18 protein-coding genes and 1 pseudogene are annotated in these 17,854 nt (G+C 72.4%); 9 read left to right on the top strand and 10 right to left on the bottom strand.

Going from position 1 to position 17,854, the window contains the following annotated elements; translation table 11 throughout:
• Nucleotides 1-545: methyltransferase domain-containing protein (locus tag E1258_RS17440; protein ID WP_132402221.1), on the top strand; the 545-nt coding region annotated here is incomplete at its 5' end.
• A 29-nt stretch (nt 546-574) separates the two neighbouring features.
• Nucleotides 575-1,774: a cytochrome P450 gene (locus tag E1258_RS17445; RefSeq protein ID WP_132402224.1), complete on the top strand. Its 1,200-nt coding sequence runs from the start codon at nt 575-577 to the stop codon at nt 1,772-1,774.
• Between the two features lie 16 nt (nt 1,775-1,790).
• Here the strand turns inward: E1258_RS17445 and E1258_RS17450 are convergent, their stop codons facing one another.
• A complete protein-coding gene (locus tag E1258_RS17450) occupies nt 1,791-2,657 on the bottom strand; it encodes an arylamine N-acetyltransferase (protein ID WP_165949806.1) in 867 nt (288 codons plus the stop codon).
• 100 nt (nt 2,658-2,757) lie between these two features.
• Between E1258_RS17450 and pabB the strand changes: the two genes are divergently transcribed.
• A complete protein-coding gene (pabB, locus tag E1258_RS17455; protein ID WP_132402230.1) occupies nt 2,758-4,857 on the top strand; it encodes an aminodeoxychorismate synthase component I in 2,100 nt (699 codons plus the stop codon).
• Nucleotides 4,854-6,371 carry a benzoate-CoA ligase family protein gene (locus tag E1258_RS17460; protein WP_132402233.1) on the top strand — a complete coding sequence of 506 codons (1,518 nt, stop codon included), beginning with the start codon at nt 4,854-4,856 and terminating at the stop codon, nt 6,369-6,371. The genes pabB and E1258_RS17460 overlap by 4 nt, the downstream gene beginning before the upstream one ends.
• 33 nt (nt 6,372-6,404) lie before the next feature.
• Here the strand turns inward: E1258_RS17460 and E1258_RS17465 are convergent, their stop codons facing one another.
• Genes E1258_RS17465 through E1258_RS17495 form a run of 7 tightly spaced genes read right to left on the bottom strand, consistent with a single transcriptional unit; the run spans nt 6,405 to nt 12,748 of the window.
• Entirely contained in the window at nt 6,405-7,619 is a 1,215-nt protein-coding gene (locus E1258_RS17465; RefSeq protein WP_165949807.1) for an AMP-binding protein, read from the bottom strand.
• Between the two features lie 50 nt (nt 7,620-7,669).
• Nucleotides 7,670-7,879: a hypothetical protein gene (locus E1258_RS17470; RefSeq protein ID WP_132402239.1), complete on the bottom strand. Its 210-nt coding sequence runs from the start codon at nt 7,877-7,879 to the stop codon at nt 7,670-7,672.
• An 11-nt stretch (nt 7,880-7,890) separates the two neighbouring features.
• Nucleotides 7,891-8,577, bottom strand: a complete 687-nt coding sequence (locus E1258_RS17475; protein WP_132402242.1) for an alpha/beta fold hydrolase — start codon at nt 8,575-8,577, stop codon at nt 7,891-7,893.
• On the bottom strand, nt 8,574-9,581 hold the full coding sequence (locus tag E1258_RS17480) for a nucleotide disphospho-sugar-binding domain-containing protein (protein ID WP_132402245.1): 1,008 nt from the start codon (nt 9,579-9,581) through the stop codon (nt 8,574-8,576). The genes E1258_RS17475 and E1258_RS17480 overlap by 4 nt, the downstream gene beginning before the upstream one ends.
• Nucleotides 9,581-10,543, bottom strand: a complete 963-nt coding sequence (locus E1258_RS17485) for an alpha/beta fold hydrolase (protein ID WP_132402248.1) — start codon at nt 10,541-10,543, stop codon at nt 9,581-9,583. The genes E1258_RS17480 and E1258_RS17485 overlap by 1 nt, the downstream gene beginning before the upstream one ends.
• Complete coding sequence (locus E1258_RS17490) at nt 10,540-11,430, bottom strand: thiopeptide-type bacteriocin biosynthesis protein (protein ID WP_132402251.1); 891 nt, start codon at nt 11,428-11,430, stop codon at nt 10,540-10,542. Before E1258_RS17490 ends, E1258_RS17485 begins: the two co-directional genes overlap by 4 nt.
• Nucleotides 11,423-12,748, bottom strand: a complete 1,326-nt coding sequence (locus E1258_RS17495; protein WP_243715515.1) for a cytochrome P450 — start codon at nt 12,746-12,748, stop codon at nt 11,423-11,425. Before E1258_RS17495 ends, E1258_RS17490 begins: the two co-directional genes overlap by 8 nt.
• Nucleotides 12,749-12,778: 30 nt before the next feature.
• Here E1258_RS17495 and E1258_RS17500 point away from each other — a divergent pair, with 30 nt between their 5' ends.
• From E1258_RS17500 to E1258_RS17520, 5 genes are all read left to right on the top strand, one after another.
• On the top strand, nt 12,779-13,117 hold the full coding sequence (locus tag E1258_RS17500) for a helix-turn-helix transcriptional regulator (protein ID WP_132402269.1): 339 nt from the start codon (nt 12,779-12,781) through the stop codon (nt 13,115-13,117).
• On the top strand, nt 13,117-13,890 hold the full coding sequence (locus tag E1258_RS17505) for a cation transporter (RefSeq protein ID WP_132402257.1): 774 nt from the start codon (nt 13,117-13,119) through the stop codon (nt 13,888-13,890). Before E1258_RS17500 ends, E1258_RS17505 begins: the two co-directional genes overlap by 1 nt.
• Nucleotides 13,845-14,507 (top strand): DUF3703 domain-containing protein, encoded by a 663-nt coding sequence (locus E1258_RS17510; protein WP_207919603.1) that lies wholly within the window; start codon nt 13,845-13,847, stop codon nt 14,505-14,507. The genes E1258_RS17505 and E1258_RS17510 overlap by 46 nt, the downstream gene beginning before the upstream one ends.
• 55 nt (nt 14,508-14,562) lie before the next feature.
• Nucleotides 14,563-15,465, top strand: a complete 903-nt coding sequence (locus E1258_RS17515) for an IS5 family transposase (protein ID WP_132402260.1) — start codon at nt 14,563-14,565, stop codon at nt 15,463-15,465.
• 65 nt (nt 15,466-15,530) lie between these two features.
• Nucleotides 15,531-16,667, top strand: a complete 1,137-nt coding sequence (locus E1258_RS17520; protein WP_132402263.1) for an IS701 family transposase — start codon at nt 15,531-15,533, stop codon at nt 16,665-16,667.
• Between the two features lie 188 nt (nt 16,668-16,855).
• Here E1258_RS17520 and E1258_RS17525 read toward each other — a convergent pair whose 3' ends face one another.
• Nucleotides 16,856-17,638: a DUF6585 family protein gene (locus tag E1258_RS17525; protein ID WP_132402266.1), complete on the bottom strand. Its 783-nt coding sequence runs from the start codon at nt 17,636-17,638 to the stop codon at nt 16,856-16,858.
• A gap of 83 nt (nt 17,639-17,721) precedes the next feature.
• A pseudogene (locus tag E1258_RS17530) lies at nt 17,722-17,854 on the bottom strand (IS5/IS1182 family transposase); the annotation flags it as partial.

Below are 17,854 nucleotides of genomic sequence, written 5' to 3' on the forward strand. Positions count from 1 at the left end.
GGCCGGGTCTGGTGCCGATGGCGCACGACCTGGAGCGCGAGGAACTGCCCGAGGCCGAGTACGACCTGGTGCACGCCCGGTTGGTGCTCGAACACCTCCGGGATCCGGAGGCGGCGCTGGCGAAGTTGGTGGCCGCGCTGCGGCCCGGCGGCTGGATCCTGGTCGAGGACATGAACTGGGCCGCCACGTACCCGCTGCCCGGTGCGGGCGAGGAGACCTTCCGGGCGGTCACCGGGGCGATGCGTCGCTGGCTGGCCGGGACCGGCAGTCGGCCCACCCTGGGCGCGGAGCTGCCGCGTCTGCTGCGCGGGTTGGGGGTGGCCGACGTCGGCTGCGAGGGACGCGCGCATCTCATCGAGGGGGGCACCCCGACGGCGACGATCATGGTGCAGAACCTGTTGCGCCAGTTCGGTCCCTGGTACGTACGTTTCGGCCTCTTGACCGAGGAGCAGGTGGCCGACGGCATCGCCTGGGGCGCCGACCCCGAGTGCGCGGGATTCTCCGCGCTGCTGATGGCCACGTGGGGCAGGCGTTCGCCTGCGTGAGCGACTGACAGGAGTGTGAACGAGCCGTCATGGACAACACCACCGACGTCCCACCGCAGCTGGACTTCGACCGGGACGACGTCCTGGACGTCATTCCCCTGATGCGGATCCTGCAGGCCCAGGGTCCGGTCCGGAAGGTACGCACGCCGTTCGGCAGTGAGGCCTGGGTCGTCACCCACCACCAGGCGATCCGCGACCTGGTGACCGACCCACGCATCGGGCGTACCCACCCCGATCCCGAGTCCGCGGCCCGGGTGTTCGCCGCGGCTCTCGGCGGGCCGCTCGGTGAGCACGACGACGAGCAGATGAACCGTGCCCACCAGCGCATGCGGCGATTCCTCGCCGGGGCGTTCTCCCCGGGGCGGATGCGCGCGATGCGGCCCATGATCGAGGCTCGGGCCTCGGCCCTGCTCGACGACCTCGCCGCCGCCGAGCGCCCCGCGGACCTGCACGAGCTGGTGTCCTGGCCGTTGCCGGTGCTGGTCATCTGCGACCTGCTCGGGGTGCCGGACCTGGAGATCGAGCGGTTCCGGGAGCTGTCCGAGGCGGCCCTGGACATGGCGAACTGGGCCGGCGCCGCCGCGGCGTGGACGGAGCTGACCGACTACATGGGCGGGCTGGTCGACCGTAAGCGCGGCGCTCCCCGCGACGACGTGCTCAGCATGCTGATCGCCGAGCAGGCGGAGAGCGACCTGGGCGACGACGAGCTGGTGCAGATGGCCGCCGGCCTGCTCGCCGGTGGGTTCGAGACGACCGTGGCCCGCATCGACCTGGGCACCGTGCTCCTGGTGACGAACCCGGCGGCGGCCGACGCCGTCCGGGCCGATCCGGACAAGGTCGTCGGCGCCGTCGAGGAGATCCTGCGGCTGGCCGTTCCCGGCGGCGGCGCGTTGCCCCGGTACGCGCAGGAAGACATCGAGATCGGTGGGGTGACCATCGCCCGTGGGGACGCGGTGGTGTTCGACGCCAACACCGCCAACCGCGACCCCCGCGTCTTTCCCGACCCGGACCGCTTCGACATCACCCGTTCGCCGAACCCGCACCTGTCCTTCGGCTACGGCCCGAGCGCCTGCATCGGGTCGGCGTTGGGCCGCATCGAACTGCAGGTGGTGTTCACCCTGCTGCTCCAGCGCTTCCCCACCCTCCGGTTGGCGGTGCCGGTGCAGGAGCTCATGGTGCGCCCCAACACCCTGCTCGGCGGCCTGGCGGCGCTACCGGTCACCTGGTGACGGGCGGGCCGCCCGGTCAGCGCCCTCTGAGCATGGGCCTGACCTGGGCGGCCCGCCGCCACAGCCGGTCGAGGACGGCCGGATCGAACAGGTCGACGCGGAGGTGGAAGACGTCGGTGAGGGCGGCCAGCCACTGCTCCCGGCTGGTGATCTCGACCGATCCGGCGGGGCCGGTGAGAACGGGTCCGAAAAGGATGTCCGCACCGACGGAATAACGCCGCTGGACGAGCGTGGAGAAACGCATCGGTGAATGTGCGTCATGCGTCAGGAAACGCAGGCAACGAATTTGGTCCGCAGTCGGATGGGGGTCGGGGGATATCTCCACGCCGCGCGATCCGCCACGCTTGTCGTGGTCCACCCGCCAGCCGCCCGCTTCGGTGCTCTCGCGAGTCAGGGCGATGCGGTAGCCGCCGTTGTCGTATTCGCCGGGGTGCAGCGGGACGGGTTCGTGCAGCAGGTCGCCCGCGGCGACGTCGACCAGCCAGACGCCGTCCGCGGCCTCCGGCGCGGGCAGCCCGGAGACGGAGAGCACCAGGTGCGTGCCGGTGGCGCCCGGTGACTCGCGCTGGTATCGACCGTGGATGCCGGCCCGGTGGGTGCGCACGTTGAAGCCCAGTTCCCGCAGGAGCAGGGCGAAGGCGTTGTTGAGCTCGAAGCAGTGCCCGCCCCGGCCGGCGGCGATGCGGGCGGCAGCGGAGACCGGGTCCGGATCGGTGTCGACGCCGCCGGCGATGTCGAGGTTGTGCCAGGCGATCCGCTCGACGTGGGCCCGGTGCAACTCGCTCAACAGAGTCGGCGACGGCGGTCCGGAAACGGTGACGCCGAGGCGTCCCAGATAGGCATCCAGCAGTGCGACATCAGTTTTCCCGATCGCCGATTCCATATCGGCCATCGTAGCCGATCCCAGCCCCCGATAGTCCATGCTAGGCTTTCGCCCGAGGTTGGGTCGAGTGGCTTTCGGATGGGACGGGGGTCGATGGTCGGTGCGAGTTCTTCTCATTGACAATTACGACTCCTATACCCACAATCTCGCTCACCTGGCCGGCGGGGTGCTGGGCACGGAGCCGACCGTGGTGAGCAACGACGCGCCGGAGTTGACCCCCGACTTCGCCGCCGGCTTCGACGCCCTGCTGATCTCACCCGGGCCGGGCCGGCCGCAGCAGCCCCGCGACGTCGGCGCCACCCTCGCGGTGCTCGCCGCGGTCGACCTGCCGGTGCTCGGAGTCTGCCTCGGCCACCAGGCGCTCGCCTGGCTCGCCGGTGGCGAGGTGAAACCGGCCCCCGCCCCTGCGCACGGGCGGCTGGACGCGGTACGCCACGCCGGGCGCGGCCTCTTCGCCGGGCTGCCCCAGGACTTCACCGTGGTGCGCTACCACTCGCTCTGCGTGTCGGGCCTGGAAGGCACCGGATTCGAGGTCGACGCCTGGACGCCGGACGGCGTCGTGATGGGCCTGCGGCACCGCTCGCGCCCCTGGTGGGGTCTGCAGTTCCACCCCGAGTCGGTGGCCAGTCAGCACGGCCGGCGGCTGATGGAGGCGTTCGCCGACCAGGTGACCGGCCGGCGGCGCAGGCCGCCCCGACCGGCCGCGCCGGTGCCGCGCCCGGCCCCCCGGACCGGCCCGCCGGAGCACACCCGGTGGACGGTGACGGCCCGGCGGGTCGAGACCGCCGGGTCGCTGCCGGCGGCGTTCGAACGGCTGTTCGGCGGGGCCCGGTACGCCTTCTGGCTGGACAGCGCGCGCACCGAGGCCACGGACGCCCGCTACTCCTTCATCGGGGCCGCGGTGGGAGAGCACGCCGAGGTGCTGCGTTACCGGGTCGGCGAGGGCCGGGTGAGCGTGCTCGACGCCGACGGGACGGTGGTGGCCGTCGAGCCGGGCGGCATCTTCGACGTGCTCGACGCCCGGCTCGCCGGCACCCGTCTCGACGGGCACCGAGGGCTCCCGCTGCCCTTCACCGGCGGGTACGTCGGTTACCTCGGCTACGAGGCCAGGGCCGACTGCGGGGTACGGGTCGACCGCACCGCCCGGACCCCGGACGCGGTGTGGCTGACCGCCACCCGGATGGTCGCCCTCGACCACCGCACCGGCGCCGCCTGGCTGATCGCACTGTCGCGCACGGGTGACTCCCGCGACGCCACGGCGGCGCGCCGGTGGGTCGACGAGGCGGCCGAGGTGCTCCCCGGGCTCGCCGAGACGCCGGTGCCCCCGGTGCACACACCCGACCTGAGCCGGGCGGTCGGGCGGACGCCGGGCGAGTACGCCGACGAGGTGCGCGAGTGCCTGCGCGAACTGCGTGCGGGGGAGAGCTACGAGATCTGCCTGACGGCCGAGGCGGCCGTGCCGTACGACGGCGACCTCTTCGCGCTCTACCGGGCGCAGCGGCAGGCCAACCCCGCGCCCTACGCGGCGTTCCTGCGGTTGGGCGGCCTGACCGTGTTGTCGTCGTCGCCGGAGCGGTTCCTGCGGGTCGACGCGGACGGCGTCGCCGAGTCCAAGCCCATCAAGGGCACCGCCCCGCGTGCGGACGACCCCGAGGTGGACGCCGCGCTGTGCCGCTGGCTCGCGGAGTCGCCCAAGACCCGCGCCGAGAACCTGATGATCGTGGATCTGGTCCGCAACGACCTCGGCCGGGTCTGCACGCTGGGCAGCGTGACCGTGCCCCGGTTCATGGCCGTGGAGTCCTACGCGACGGTGCATCAGTTGGTGTCGACCGTCCGCGGCGTGCTGCGTCCCGGCGTCGGTGCGGTGCAGGCGGCCCGCGCCTGTTTCCCGGGCGGATCGATGACCGGCGCGCCCAAGGCCCGGACGATGGAGATCATCGACCGGCTCGAACGCCGCCCTCGTGGGGTCTACTCCGGCGCGCTCGGCTACTTTTCCTTTCTGGGGAAAGCGGACCTCAGCATCGTCATCCGTACCGCCGTCGCCCAGGACGGCGTGGTGAGCGTCGGTGCGGGCGGTGCGATCGTGCTCGACTCCGATCCGGACGACGAGCACGCGGAGATGATGTTGAAGATGGCCGCCGCCCTGCCGTCCGGGACGTGGGCGCACGACCAGGCGGCGGAAAGGATGAGCCCGACATGACCGAGCAGCTCACCGCAGTGGTGACCGGCAACGCGGCGACCGTCCTGGACGCCTGCTGCGAACGCGGCCGGGGCGACGCCACGGCGGTCGAGTGCGGCGACCGCACCGTGTCCTTCCGACGGCTGCTCGACCAGACCTGCGCGGCGGCCCGCGGCCTGACCGGGCTCGGCCTGGTGCCCGGCGACCGGGTGCTGCTCGCGCTCGACGACGGGCCGGAGTTCCTGGCGGCGTTCCTCGGGGCGCTGCGGGCCGGGCTGATCCCGGTGGCGGCCAACCCCGGTGCGCCGGTCGACGACCATCGGTACCTTCTTGCCGACAGCGGCGCGGCCGCGGTGGTCGCCGACCCGGGACCGGCGGCCGCGTTGGTCGGCTCGGGCGTGCCCGTGGTGGCCGTCGGCGTGGCCGAGGGTGCGCTGCGCTACGACGACCTGGTCTCCGACCCCGCCTTCCTGGCTCCGGCGGACGTCGACCCGGACGATCCGGGATTCGTGCTGTACAGCTCCGGCTCGACCGGACGTCCCAAGGGGGTCGTGCACCGGCACCGCGACCTGTCCGTCACCGCCGCGACCTTCGGCGCGCGGGTGCTCGAGGTGACCGGCGAGGACCGGCTGTTCTGCACGTCGAAGATGTTCCACGCCTACGGCCTCTGCAACAACCTGATCTTCCCGCTCTGGTTCGGCGCCACCGCGGTGATCCTGCCGGGCCGCCGGGACCTGCCCCGCATCCTCGACGCCGTCGAGGCGTACCGGCCGACGCTGGTGGCGTCGGTGCCCTCGGTGTACCGGGCGCTGCTGGCGGTGCCGGGAGCGCGGGAACGGGACCTCTCCTCGGTACGGCGGGCCACGTCCGCCGGTGAGGCGCTGCCGGCGGCGGTCTTCGCCGAGTGGCGTGCCGCGCACGGTTGGGAACTCCTCGACGGGATCGGCTCCACCGAGCTGCTGGCCACCTTTTGCTCCAACCTGCCCGGGCGGACCCGGGCGGGGACCAGCGGCGTCCCGGTCCCCGGATTCCGGCTGCGGCTGCTCGCCGAGGACGGCACCGAGATCGACGGCGCGGGCCGCGGTGCCCTCCAGGTGTCCGGCGGGACGGCCTTCTCCCACTACTGGAACGACCCGGAGCGGACCCGGCGGACCGTCGACGGCCCTTGGGTGTCGACCGGGGACCTCTACTCCCGTGACGAGGACGGCTTCTACACGTTCCAGGGGCGGACCGACGACGTGTTCAAAGTGCACGGACTGTGGGTGTCGCCAGTGGAGATCGAGGACGTGCTGACCGCGCACGAGGGCGTACGGGAGGCTGCGGTGGTGGGCGTGCCGGACGGCTCGGGCCTGACCCGCATCACCGCCTACGTCGTCCCCTCGGGCGACCCGGACGGGCTGGTCGCGGCCCTGCGGGCCTGGCTGCCGTCGCGGCTGCGCCGCCACCAGTTTCCGCGCAGCATCGAGGTGGTTCCCGACCTCCCGCACACCGTGACCGGCAAGGTCCAGCGATTCCGCCTGCGTGAGCGGAGCTGAGCCGCCGGCCCGGAGCCGGCGGCCCGCCACCCGTCAGAGCTTGCCGTGCGCGGTGTACGCCGAGACGGATTCCGCCTCGGTGAAGCACTCCACCCGGTTCGGGCGCTCGATCGCGCTGAGCGCGGCGCAGTGCTCGCGTACCTGGTCGACGCCGACGTCGCCGATGACCCGGGCCGTCAACTCGTCGGCGCTGTCCGGACGGTGCCGGACGAGCACCCGCACGTCGACCACTCCGTCGAGGTCGAGGATGTGGCGCTCGATCCGGCGCGGGTAGATCGTCACCCCGTGCAGCTTCTCGCCGCCGTCCACCCGGCCGTCGAGATAGAGGTTGCCCTCGGCGTCGAAGTGGCCGTAGTCGGTGCCGGTGACCACGTCGCCCATCGGTTCCAGCGGCAGGCCGGGGGTCCAGCGGAAGCGCATGCAGTCGGGACCGGTGGTGGCCACCCGACCCGTGCCGTTGGCGTCGGCCTCGACGAGCCACACCGGCTTGCCTGGCAGCGGCCTGCCGACGTGCCGGTTGGCACCTGGGTCACGGTCGAGGGAGACCGCCCCGGTCTCGGCGGTGCCGTAGATGTTGGCCAGCCGCACGTCCCGGAAACGGGAGCGAATGGTGCGCACCCGCTGTTCGGTGACGTAACCAGCGCCCATGATCACCGCCGCGCGGGACATGTCGACCTGTTCGGGGACGCTCAGACTGCCCGCCGCGGTGACTGCCGGCACCGCCTGGCAGATGACGTGGTCGCGCTGGGCGGCCTCGACCACCGGACGCCAGTCGTGTGGCGCGAAGACCACCAGGTCGCGGCGGAAGAGCAGGGACGGCAGCACCGACATGAAGAAGGCGGCGGAGAACTGCAACGGCAGGCAGGTGGCCAGCGCCGTCTCCGCGCCGGCGAAGGTGGGGCGGAACACCGCGGCGTCGTAGTGCACGGCCACCGCCTCCAGGGTGTCGGCGTAGCCGACGGGCAGCTTGGGCACTCCTGAACTGCCCGATGTCATGATCCCCCAGAGCGGACGGTTCACCGGGTCACCCGGCCAGGGCACCGCGTGCAGGGCGGGCGCCAGCTGCTGCGTCTCGCCCGGGAACGCCGCTCGCGCGGCCCAGATCAGGACGGTGTCCGGCACGGTGGCCACCGCGAAGAACGCGGTGAGCGCCTCGACCGGGGACGTCGGATCGACCAGGTACGCCCCGCCGGGCCGGACGCCCACGTCGAGTGACCTTCCCGCCTCCAGCAGCCGATCCCACGCCACGAATCCACCGCCGCTCCAGACCCCTCGCGGGGAGCCGGCGGTGCTGTCGCTCAGGAACCCGCGAAAGAGCGCTCGGCCCATGCCAGCCAGCCTCCGATCGTCCTCGGTGCCTGGTCCGCCGGGGGTGGACCGGGCTCGTACTCCTTGCCGACCAGGTAGGCCAGCACTGTCGTGATCTCGAGTGAGTCCAGTTCCCGATCGTGGTCGGTCTCCTGGAGCACGCGTTCCAGGTCCCGTCGCATCTCCTCCAGCGTCGGCACGCCGGTCCTCCTCACATTCGGTCCCAGAAGTCCCGCACGGCGGCCGAGAACTCCGCGGGCCGGTCCTGGCCCGGGATGTGCCCGCCGTGCTCGATGACGACCCCGCGGACGGTTCCGCCCCACCCGGCCGCGCGCAGCGCCGCGTCGCGCTCGCCGGACTTGGCCGAGCCGTTGGCGATCAGCAGCGGCACGGGTAGCGAACGCAGCATCGTCTCGGTGATCTGGAAGCGCTCGACGTAACACTCGCGCGCGTCGTCGACGAACGCGTCGAACGTGGCACGCCACCGCGGCCCGTGCAGCCGCTGGTAAGCCTCGGCCACGTCGGGGCGCTGCTCGGCGAGCGTGACGAACGACCCGAGCCAGCGCGCGAACACGTCCGCCGGGACGTCCGGGACCAGTCCGGTCAGCACCAGGCTCCGCACCAGGTCCGGCCGGGCGTGCGCGATGCGCACCGCCACCGGACTGCCGAGGTACGACGCGGCGACCATGTCGACCGGCCCCAGCCTGGAGAGCAGGGCGAGGACGTAGCGCTCCACCATGAGCCCGTAAGGTCGCCGGGCGTCGACCCGGCACCCGCCGTGCCCCGGCAGGTCGGGGGCGAGGACGTCCCGCTCGTCGCGCCAGGCGTCGACCTGGGCGCCGAAGTGACCCCGTCCGGTCTCCATGAACCCGTGCAGCAGCACGGCCGGAGCTGTCATCCCAGCATCCCCCGTTCCAGGTCAACCAGCACATCCTCGGCCGCCGGCAGGTGGGCGATCTCGGCGGCCAGCCGTCGCGCCGTCGCGCCGAACGTCGGGTCGTCGCGCAGCCGCGCCAGCGCGCCACGAACGGCGTCCGTGGTGCGCTCCCCGGCGGCGAGCACCACGGCCGCGCCCGCTCGCGCGCACAGGTCCGCGGTGCGCTGCTCCTCCGGGAAGCGGGGTGCCAGCAGCAGCGGGACCCCCGCGGCGAGGGCGGCCAGCACGACGTCGGCCGCTCCGTGGGTCACCACCAGCGCTCCTGTTCCGCGCCGGCCGCGGGTCCCGGCGCAGAGGCCGAGCCCGCGGGCGGCGGCCAGCGCGGCCGCGGTGAACGCCGGGTCCGGCAGGTCACCGGGGACGATGTCCACGACATCCGGACGCGGCGACCGGCCCGGTCCGGCCGGGCGTAGCGGGGCCCGCCGTGGCCACCAGGCGGCGTCGGCGCACTCCAGGCTGGGCGGGCACACGTCGAGGTAGACCGCGCGGCGCAGCGTGCCCAGGACGTCGGGTCTGCCGCGTTCGGCGTACAGCGGGGTGAACACGGTCGCCATGAGCGCGAAGAGGCGGGGCGCGACCGCCGGGCCGCAGGAGTGCGCCGCGGCGGGCAGGCCGGCGTCGACGGCCACCAGCGACGCGCCCAGGTCGACCGGGTGGTGCACGAGCACGTCGGGACGCCAGCCGGCGACCCGCTCCGCCAGGTCGTCGACCAGCCGGCGGGCGTCGGCCTGTACGGCGTCGGCCTGCACGGCGTCGGCCTGCACGGCGTCGGCCCCGTCGACCGCGCCGCCGAGGGAGGAGCCGTCGAGCCGCCACACGCGCAGCCCGTGGCGCCGGGTCTCCTCGGTCGGTTCGCCGCGGGTCGCGACGACGACCTCGTGGCCGGTCCGCCGGGCGGCGGTCGCCAGCGGCAGCATGGGACGCACCTCACCGGTCAGCGGATGCCCGGTGACGAGCACCCGCATCAGGCCTTCCCACCGGGTACGGCCCGCTCACCGAGCCAGTCCACCCACCCGGCGATGGTGACCGGGTAGTCGGACAACTCGCCCCGGCCGACCGGCACGCCCTGGCGGTCGAGATAGGCCAGCACGCTCAGCGTCTCCAGGGAGTCGAGCAGGCGACCGTCGTCGGGCTCCTGCAACAGTTCGCTCAGTCGCAGCCGAAGGGAGTCTGCGCCGTGGCGGTACGCCGGCGGGTCGGTGGGGCGGACGTCGCCGGGAGACCGCTCCGGATGCTCCCAGAACTCGCGTAGGACGCGCGCGAAGACCGCGGGGTTGTCCCGGCCCGGCACGTGGCCGGCGTCCGGGACGACGAAGCCACGGACCCGTGGGCCGATGTCACCCGCGGCGAGCGCGGCCCGCTTCTCCGCGGTTCGCTGGTCGCCGTTCGCGACGAGGACGGGGAGGTCCAGGTCACGGATCATCGCCGAGGTCACCAGGACCCGCCCGGTGTAGTCCTCCTCGATGTCGCGCTGGACGCAGTCGAGGGTGTGCTTCCACCGGGGACCGTGGAGGTGCACGTAGCTCTCGCTGAGCTGGGGGGTGCGGTCGGCGAGCCAGGCGAGCCGGTCGAAACCCTGGTTCCAGCCGTCGAAGACGGATTTGGGCACGTCCGGCGCGAAGCCGTGCACGGTCAGCGACAGGGCCGTCCCCGGCGCGCGCAGCAGGCAGCGCACCGCCACCGGCACCCCGACGTAGGAGGCCGCCACGACGTGGCCGGGACCGAACCGGTCGAGGACGGCCCGCAGGTAGGCCACCGCCTGGGCGTAGTAGGGGACGGTGGCGTCGACCTGGCAGCGACCGTGACCGGGCAGGTCCACCGGGACGACGCGGTAACCGTCCCGCCACTGCGGGATCTGCTTGGCGTAGTGGCTGTGGCCGGTCTCCAGCATCCCGTGGACGAGGTAGACGGTCGGCTTGTCGCTCATGCGATCTTCCCCGCCGATCGAGCGGTGTGGGCACGGTGGGCGAGGTAGGCGAGGTAGGCGAGGTACGCCTCGTGCGCCGGCGTGACACCCATCCGGTTGTTGTGTGTGTGCAGGTAGTTCAGCAGCAGCAGGCGCCTGCGATCCTGGTCGGTCGGGGCCTGTACCGCGGCGAGGGAGTCGGGCCCCAGCCGCGCCCAGGCGGCGGCGACCGCGTCGGCCCAGCGACGGGCCAGGGGACCGACCGGGGTCCGCCGGACGACCTGCGCCACAGCCTGCTCGCTGGTGGCGTGGTGCTCCGGCCAGGAACTCTGGTCCGGTGCGTACGGTGACCAGAACCGGTGGTAGCCGGCGAGGAACGCGACCGCCTCGTCGCCGTGCATCCCCACCGCGGCCAGTGGAGCGAGCAGCATGTCGAGGGCCGTCACGATCCTGCCGCGCGGGTTGCTGCGGAAGGACCGCACCGCATCGAGTGCGATAAGGCTGCTGGAGTGGAACAGGTCTTCCGCGATCCGGACGCCCTCGGGCCCGCCGTACTTGGCGTACTCGGGCTCGTACGGCTCCTCCCGGACGGTGTCCTGAGGCATCAGCGGGGCGGGATCGGCACCCTCAAGGCGGGCCAGTTCCCGCTGCGCGGCCAGCGCGCCCGGGCCGTCCTGCCGTGGCACGGCCGGGTGCCGTGCGAGGTGCGCGGCGACCGCGGCACGCAGCGCCTCGAAGGACTCCGGAGGTACGCGCAGACGCAGGTGCGGGCCGCCGCGCCAGTAGCGCAGGTAGAAGAAGCGGGACACGCCCAGCCGGGCCAGCTCCGGGGCGATGGTGTCGAGCAGCAGCTCGTCCTGGCCGTGCCACCGGTAGACGTGCAGCGCCCGCCACTGCCGGTCAGCCACGTGCCGCCCCCGCGGTACGGCGGAACGGCATCGCGGTCGCGACGACGGTGTGCGCGGTCCGTCGGAGTATCAGGTCGGCGGGGGCGACCCGGGCTTCGGGCCGAGCGAGCGCGGCCACGACGGCGGAGATCTGCATCCGGGCGAAGGCCGCACCGAGGCAGTGGTAGGCGCCGAGCCCGAAGGTCAGCGGTTGCGCGGTCCGGCTGGGGTCGAAGCGGCCGTCCCCGAACACGGCGGGATCGTGGTTGGCCGCCTCGATGTCGACCACCACCCGTTCGCCGGCCTCGATCCGTACCCCGAGGCAGCCGCACCGCGCCGCGGTCGTGCGGTGGACGCGGGGGAACGGCGGCGTGCGCCGCAGGGCCTCGTCCGCTATCCGCTCCAACGGTGCCCGCTCCGGCAGGCCCGGATCTCGCGCCAGCTCCCGGCAGGTCAGTGCCGCCCCGGTCACCGTCGGCTCGACGCCGGCGGTGAGGAGCTGGGCCAGCACCGCGGTCGCCGTCCACTCCCCGAGTTCCGCGGCGACCTCGCGGAGCGCGCCGGCGAGCGGGGTGCCCTCGTCGGCCGTCAGGAGGTGCCCGGTGACCGCCCGCAGGTATCGCACGCACTGTCGCAGCGGCTCGTCCGCGCCCCGGGCGACACCGTGGAAGGCCGCGGTCATCAGGCGGGTGACGGCCATGAGCCGGTTCGCCTCCCCGGCGGGTATCCCGGTCAGCGCCGCCGCGCAGTCGACCGAGAACGGCACGAGGCAGTCGCCGACCAGGTCGCCGTCGTCGGGCAACCGGTCGACCCGGAGCCGGGCCAGCTCCGCGACAACCGTGGCGAACCGCTCGATCTGCCGGGCGGCGAAAGGGCGGGCGAGCACACCCTTCACCGCGCCGTGCGCCGAGCCGACGGTGAACCACGACTGGAAGAACTCAGGGACCGACGGCGCGCCGTCGTTGGTGGACGGACCGCTTCGAGCCGTCGGCGGCTGGTCGCCGTGTCGACCGTCCTGTTCGGACTGCCCTGGTCGTGCGACGACCAGGTGCGGGTCCCGTAGCGCGGTGACGGCGGTCGCGTATCCCCGCACCGCCCAACTCTGGGCCTCCCGGCTGACCAACGCCCCCGCAGGTGTGGACATGTGCAGACCGGGTCCCTTCTCTCGCCGCGCCGACACCATCATGCCGACGAATCCCACCGACGGCAACGCCTTCGCCACGAACCGCAGGACGGCCCGCCGGCCGACTTCCAGGTAGGGGATCTCGAAGTCGTTGACCGGAACCTTGCCGACCCGGCTGGTGCGGCGGCCGGTGCCGCCACCTGGGGCCGCCCGCATGCCCTTGGCGTCAGTACAGCATCGGATGTACTGTCTCGGTGTGAGACATTGACGTACGGGCAGGTCCTCGCTCGCTTCGGCCACGCCCTGTCGGATCCGACCCGGGCGCGGTTGCTACTGGCGCTGCGTGACGGGCCCGGCTATCCGGCGGAGCTGGCCGAGCTGCTGGGCACTACCCGGCAGAACTTGTCCAACCATCTCACCTGCCTGCGAGGTTGCGGCCTGGTCGTCGCCGCACCGGAGGGCCGGCGCATCCGCTACGAGCTGGCCGACCCGCGCCTTTCGCACGCCCTCGGTGACCTGCTCGGCCTGGTCCTCGCGGTCGACCCGGCCGCATGCCCGGACTCCGACGAAAAGGACTGCTGCTGATGAGCCTGCCGCTGATCCAGCTCACCCCGGCCGGGCCCTCGGCCGCCCGCCGGGCGGTGCTCGCCCGCCGGGTGCGGCTGTTCGTCGCCGCAACGATCACCTACAACGTCATCGAGGCCGTCGTGGCCATCACCGCCGGCACCCTGGCCTCATCGACCGCGCTGATCGGCTTCGGCCTCGACTCGATCATCGAGGTCGCCTCCGCAGCCGCGGTCGCGTGGCAGTTCGCCGGCCGCGCCCCCGAAGCCCGCGAGAAGACGGCGCTGCGCATCATCGCGGTGTCGTTCTTCGCCCTCGCCGCCTACGTCACCGTCGAGTCGGTGCGTGCCCTGCTCGGCGGTGCCGAGGCCGAGCACTCCTCGACCGGCCTGGTCCTGGCCGGGCTGTCGTTGCTGGTCATGCCGGTGCTGTCGTACGCGCAGCGCCGCGCCGGCCGCGAACTCGGCTCCCGTTCGGCGGTGGCCGACTCCAAGCAGACGCTGCTGTGCACCTACCTGTCCGCCGTCCTGCTCGTCGGCCTGGCGGTCAACAGCCTGTTCGGCTGGTCCTGGGCCGACCCGCTCGCCGCCCTGGTGATCGCCGCGGTCGCGGTCAAGGAGGGCCGCGAGGCGTGGAAGGGCGACAGCTGCTGCGCCCCGAACGCTGTCCTGCACGCCACCTCAACCGCTGACGCGGCCAGTGACGCGCCGGCCAACGCGGCCACGGCCGCCGCCGACGGGGCGGACGCATGCGGTTGCCGGCCGGGTTGCTCGTGCTGCGGGACGTCGTCGTGATGCTGCGCCGGATGCCCGCGCCGGTCCGCGCGACCTTCGCGGCCGAGCTGCACACCGCCCGCACCGCCGCCGACCCGGCCAGCTCGTGGCGGGCCGCCGAACGCGCCCACATCCTGTCGCAGCCCTGGCCCTGGCCGCACACCGTCACCCACGCCGTCATGCTGCGCCGCGCGCTGCGCGAACGCGACCCGGCTGAGGCCGTCGGGCAGGTCATCCGCCTCGCCGTCGCCGGGCCCGGCTCGGCGACCGGGCGCTACCCGGCCGGCAACACCGGCCGCGCCCGGGTCTCGCTCACCGCGCCGATGCCAATCCCGGCCGACCTGGCCGCCATCCTCGCCGCGGCCACCATCCCGGCCACCACCCCTGCCCTCCTTCCAGATCACCGACCACCACGGCACCGCGGTCGCGTCCGTGGCGGCGGCGACCGGCGCGATCACGTGGCGACGGTCGACGCCGTACGGCGGGCCCAGGGGAAACAACCCGACCTCATGGCCGTCCCAGCGGGGCTTCCTCGGCGGGCCGCAGGACCCTATGTCCGGCCTGACCCATCTAGGCCGCGTTTCAAAGGCGGGTGCGCTGCTGGGTGCGGCTGTGGCGTGTCGTTGATCGATAAGTGAAGAGGTCTCCGGTAGGTAGTTCATCGACCAAGACGAACTGAAGACCGGAGACCTCGTGGCCACCCTACCGGCGACGAGGCGGCACGACCTGACCGACCGGCAGTGGACGGCCCTGGAGCCGCTGCTGCCGGTGGGAAAGAAGCCAGGCCGGCCGCCGAAGTGGAGTAAACGGCAGCTCATCGACGGCATTCGGTGGCGCACACGGGTCGGGGCGCCGTGGCGGGACGTGCCGGACTGCTACGGGCCCTGGCAGACGGTGTACGGGCTGTGTCGGCGTTGGCAGCGTGAGGGCACGTGGCAGCGGATCGTGACCGGGCTGCAAACCTGCGCTGACGCCGTCGGTGCGATCACCTGGGACGTCAGCGTGGACTCCACCAGCGCCCGGGCGCACCAGCACGCCGCTGGAGCGCGTGGCAGGGGGGATCTGCAGAAGGAACCACCCGGCGGTGTACGCGAGGAACCGTCTGACCATGCGTTGGGCCGGTCGCGGGGTGGGTTGACCACGAAGCTGCACCTGGCCTGTGAGCAGGGGCAGAAGCCGCTGTCGTTCGTGCTGACCGCCGGGCAGCGCGGCGACAGCCCGCAGTTCATCCCGGTGCTGGCCGGTATCCGGGTGCCCAGGCCCGAGGGTGGCAGACCGCGTACCCGTCCGGATCGGGTCTTGGCGGACAAGGCCTACAGTTCGCGGGCCAACCGTGAGTACCTGCGTCGCCGGGGCATCAAGGCGACCATCCCGATCAAGGCCGATCAGGCTGCCAGCCGGCGGAAGAAGGGTTCCCGGGGCGGCCGGCCCCCAGTGTTCGACCCGGTTACCTACCAGCAGAGGCATGCCGTGGAGTGCGGCATCAACCGGCTCAAACGTCACCGCGGGGTAGCCACCCGGTACGACAAGCTCGCCGTCCGCTATGAGGCCACCGTGCACATCGCAGCGATCAACGAGTGGCTACCCCGCTTCTGAAACGCGGCCTAGTACTGCAACGGCACTGAGCGTGTCGAGTGTTGCTCGTGTTCGTTGGTCAGCCTGTGACGGGTGTTGATGTTGAGCGTTGGCAGGCGGAGCTGGATCGGCTTCATGGCCGGATCGGGGTGCGGTTTCGCCGGGCGCAGCCGCGTCGGCGGGCGAGGCAGTACCTGTGTGGGCTGGTCTCGGGTCTGGATCGGAAGAACGGATGGACCGTTGCGGAGCAGGCCGGTGATGTGTCGCCGGATGGGATGCAGCGGCTGTTGCGGGTGGCGGACTGGGACATCGACGCGGTTCGTGACGATGTGCGGGACTACGTGGTCGAGCATCTCGGTGACCCGGCTGGGGTGCTGATCGTGGATGACACGGGCTTCCTGAAGAAGGGTGTGCGGTCGGCCGGGGTGCAGCGGCAGTATTCCGGGACTGCCGGGCGGCGGGAGAACTGTCAGGTCGGGGTGTTTCTGGCCTACCGGTCGGGCAGGGGGCACGCGTTGATCGACCGGCAGTTGTACCTGCCGGTGTCGTGGACCGATGACCGGGACCGGTGCCGGGCCGCCGGTGTTCCGGACGAGGTGGGGTTCGCCACGAAGGTGGAGATGGCCCGGGTCATGCTCGGCCGCGCGTTGGACGCGGGGGTGCCGGTCGGGTGGGTGACGATGGACGAGGCGTACGGCCAGTGCAAGACGCTGCGGGTGTGGTTGGAGGAGCGGGACGTGCCGTACGTGGTGGCGACCCGCCGCAACGACGACATGGTCACCACCTCGATGGGCCGTGCACGGGCCGACGCTCTGATCGCCGCCCTGCCCGCGCGGTCGTGGTGCCGGCTGTCCGCCGGCGCTGGCGCGCATGGCCCCCGGGAGTACTGGTGGGCGCGGGTGCCGGTCCGGATGTGGTGGAAACCGGGACGAGGCCACTGGCTCCTCGCTCGGCGCAGCCTCGCCACCGGTGAGATCGCCTACTACGTCTGCTACGGGCCCCGCCGCAGCCGTCTGGTCGACCTCGCCCGGGTCGCCGGGAGTCGGTGGGCGATTGAGGAATGCTTCCAACAGGCCAAGAACGAGGCCGGCCTTGATGAGTACCAGGTGCGGGACTGGCGGGCCTGGTACGCCCACATCACCTTGTCCATGGCCGCCCACGCCTGGCTGGCGGTGGCCCGGTCCCAGTCCGTAAAAGGGGCACCAGCCCGGACGACGAGCTGATGATCGGCTTCACCGTACCCGAGATCCGAAGACTACTCACCGCACTGGCTGTGCGATCAGAACGCCAACCCAGCCACGTCTGGGCCTGGTCGAGATGGCGACGACGACGCCAACACCAAGTTCGCACCTGCCACTACTGACGACGCGGCTACCCATGACAATGCCGTTGCAGTATTAGGACGGGTGAATCAGACCGAACGGTCGAAGTGGATGGTGGCGTGCGGCGCCAGCCGGTGGACCAGCCCGATGAGCACCAGGGCGTTGGGAACCGTGCGCACCCGCACGGAGATCGACGGCCCCGGCCCGGTGGGCGCGAGCCGGATCCGGAGCCGGTTCACCCTGGCGGTGTGGAGGTCGGCCCAGGCGAGCACGCCCTGGCCGGTGGTGAGCCCGGCCGGCGTCGCGACGAGCGGCCCGAACGGCAGGCGCTCGCCGGCCTCCAGCGCGGCAAGAGCGGCGGGCAGCATGACGGCCGTCACCCGTTCCTCGATCGTCTGGCTCAGCTGATCGCCGCCCGCGAGCGGCGGCTTCTCGAGGTTGACTCGGGTGCCGTCGACGAGTCGCATCCGGCAGCGGTGGAACGACTGCGGCCCGTGCTCGCTGTAGACCCGGGTCTGGTAGCGCCACAGCTCCGCGACCTGGTCCCAGGCGATCGTGCGGGTCAAGCGGGTGACGCCCGCCGCCACGAGCAGCCCGCCCTCGCACAGGTAGTAGCGGCGCCGGGAGAACCGCCAGGCGTCGCCGATGCCCCAGAACACGCCGAGCAGCAGGACGGCGAAGACCAGCCAGATGATCCACACGTAGCGGGTGGCGGACACCGCCGCCAAGGCCGCCAGGCCCGCGATGCAGAGGACGCCGGCCGCCGCCACGGCGTGACGCAGCACGTAGGGCCGATAGATCTTTTCGACCGCGCCGAAGCCGATCTCGTCACTGGTGCGGGCTATCGTCGGGGGAATCGCGAGCCGCGTCATCCCCCGATGATAGATACCCGCTTCAATGCAAGGGGTCCGACTAAGAGGGCGTCTGATTCACGTATTTTGTCAGCTATGTGGGTTTAGTCGTATCGCCAGGTTGGGGTGGTTTCGGTGGTGAGCCGTTTGGCGAGGTTGTCGATCATGGCGATGGTGATCATGCTGGCGGAGTTGTCGGGTCGGGCTTCGTAGTCGCGCACGAGTCGGCGGTGGTGC

Source organism: Micromonospora sp. KC207, from assembly GCF_004348615.1.
GTDB lineage: Bacteria > Actinomycetota > Actinomycetes > Mycobacteriales > Micromonosporaceae > Micromonospora.

Coding starts and splice junctions, on each gene's coding strand:
- E1258_RS17475 (WP_132402242.1), bottom strand. CDS start 8,577: ATGACAGCTCCGGCCGTGCTGCTGCACGGGTTCATGGAGACCGGACGG.
- E1258_RS17480 (WP_132402245.1), bottom strand. CDS start 9,581: ATGCGGGTGCTCGTCACCGGGCATCCGCTGACCGGTGAGGTGCGTCCC.
- E1258_RS17510 (WP_207919603.1), top strand. CDS start 13,845: ATGCGGTTGCCGGCCGGGTTGCTCGTGCTGCGGGACGTCGTCGTGATG.
- E1258_RS17460 (WP_132402233.1), top strand. CDS start 4,854: ATGACCGAGCAGCTCACCGCAGTGGTGACCGGCAACGCGGCGACCGTC.
- E1258_RS17485 (WP_132402248.1), bottom strand. CDS start 10,543: ATGAGCGACAAGCCGACCGTCTACCTCGTCCACGGGATGCTGGAGACC.
- E1258_RS17505 (WP_132402257.1), top strand. CDS start 13,117: ATGAGCCTGCCGCTGATCCAGCTCACCCCGGCCGGGCCCTCGGCCGCC.
- E1258_RS17450 (WP_165949806.1), bottom strand. CDS start 2,657: ATGGAATCGGCGATCGGGAAAACTGATGTCGCACTGCTGGATGCCTAT.
- E1258_RS17525 (WP_132402266.1), bottom strand. CDS start 17,638: ATGACGCGGCTCGCGATTCCCCCGACGATAGCCCGCACCAGTGACGAG.
- E1258_RS17495 (WP_243715515.1), bottom strand. CDS start 12,748: ATGCGGGCGGCCCCAGGTGGCGGCACCGGCCGCCGCACCAGCCGGGTC.
- E1258_RS17445 (WP_132402224.1), top strand. CDS start 575: ATGGACAACACCACCGACGTCCCACCGCAGCTGGACTTCGACCGGGAC.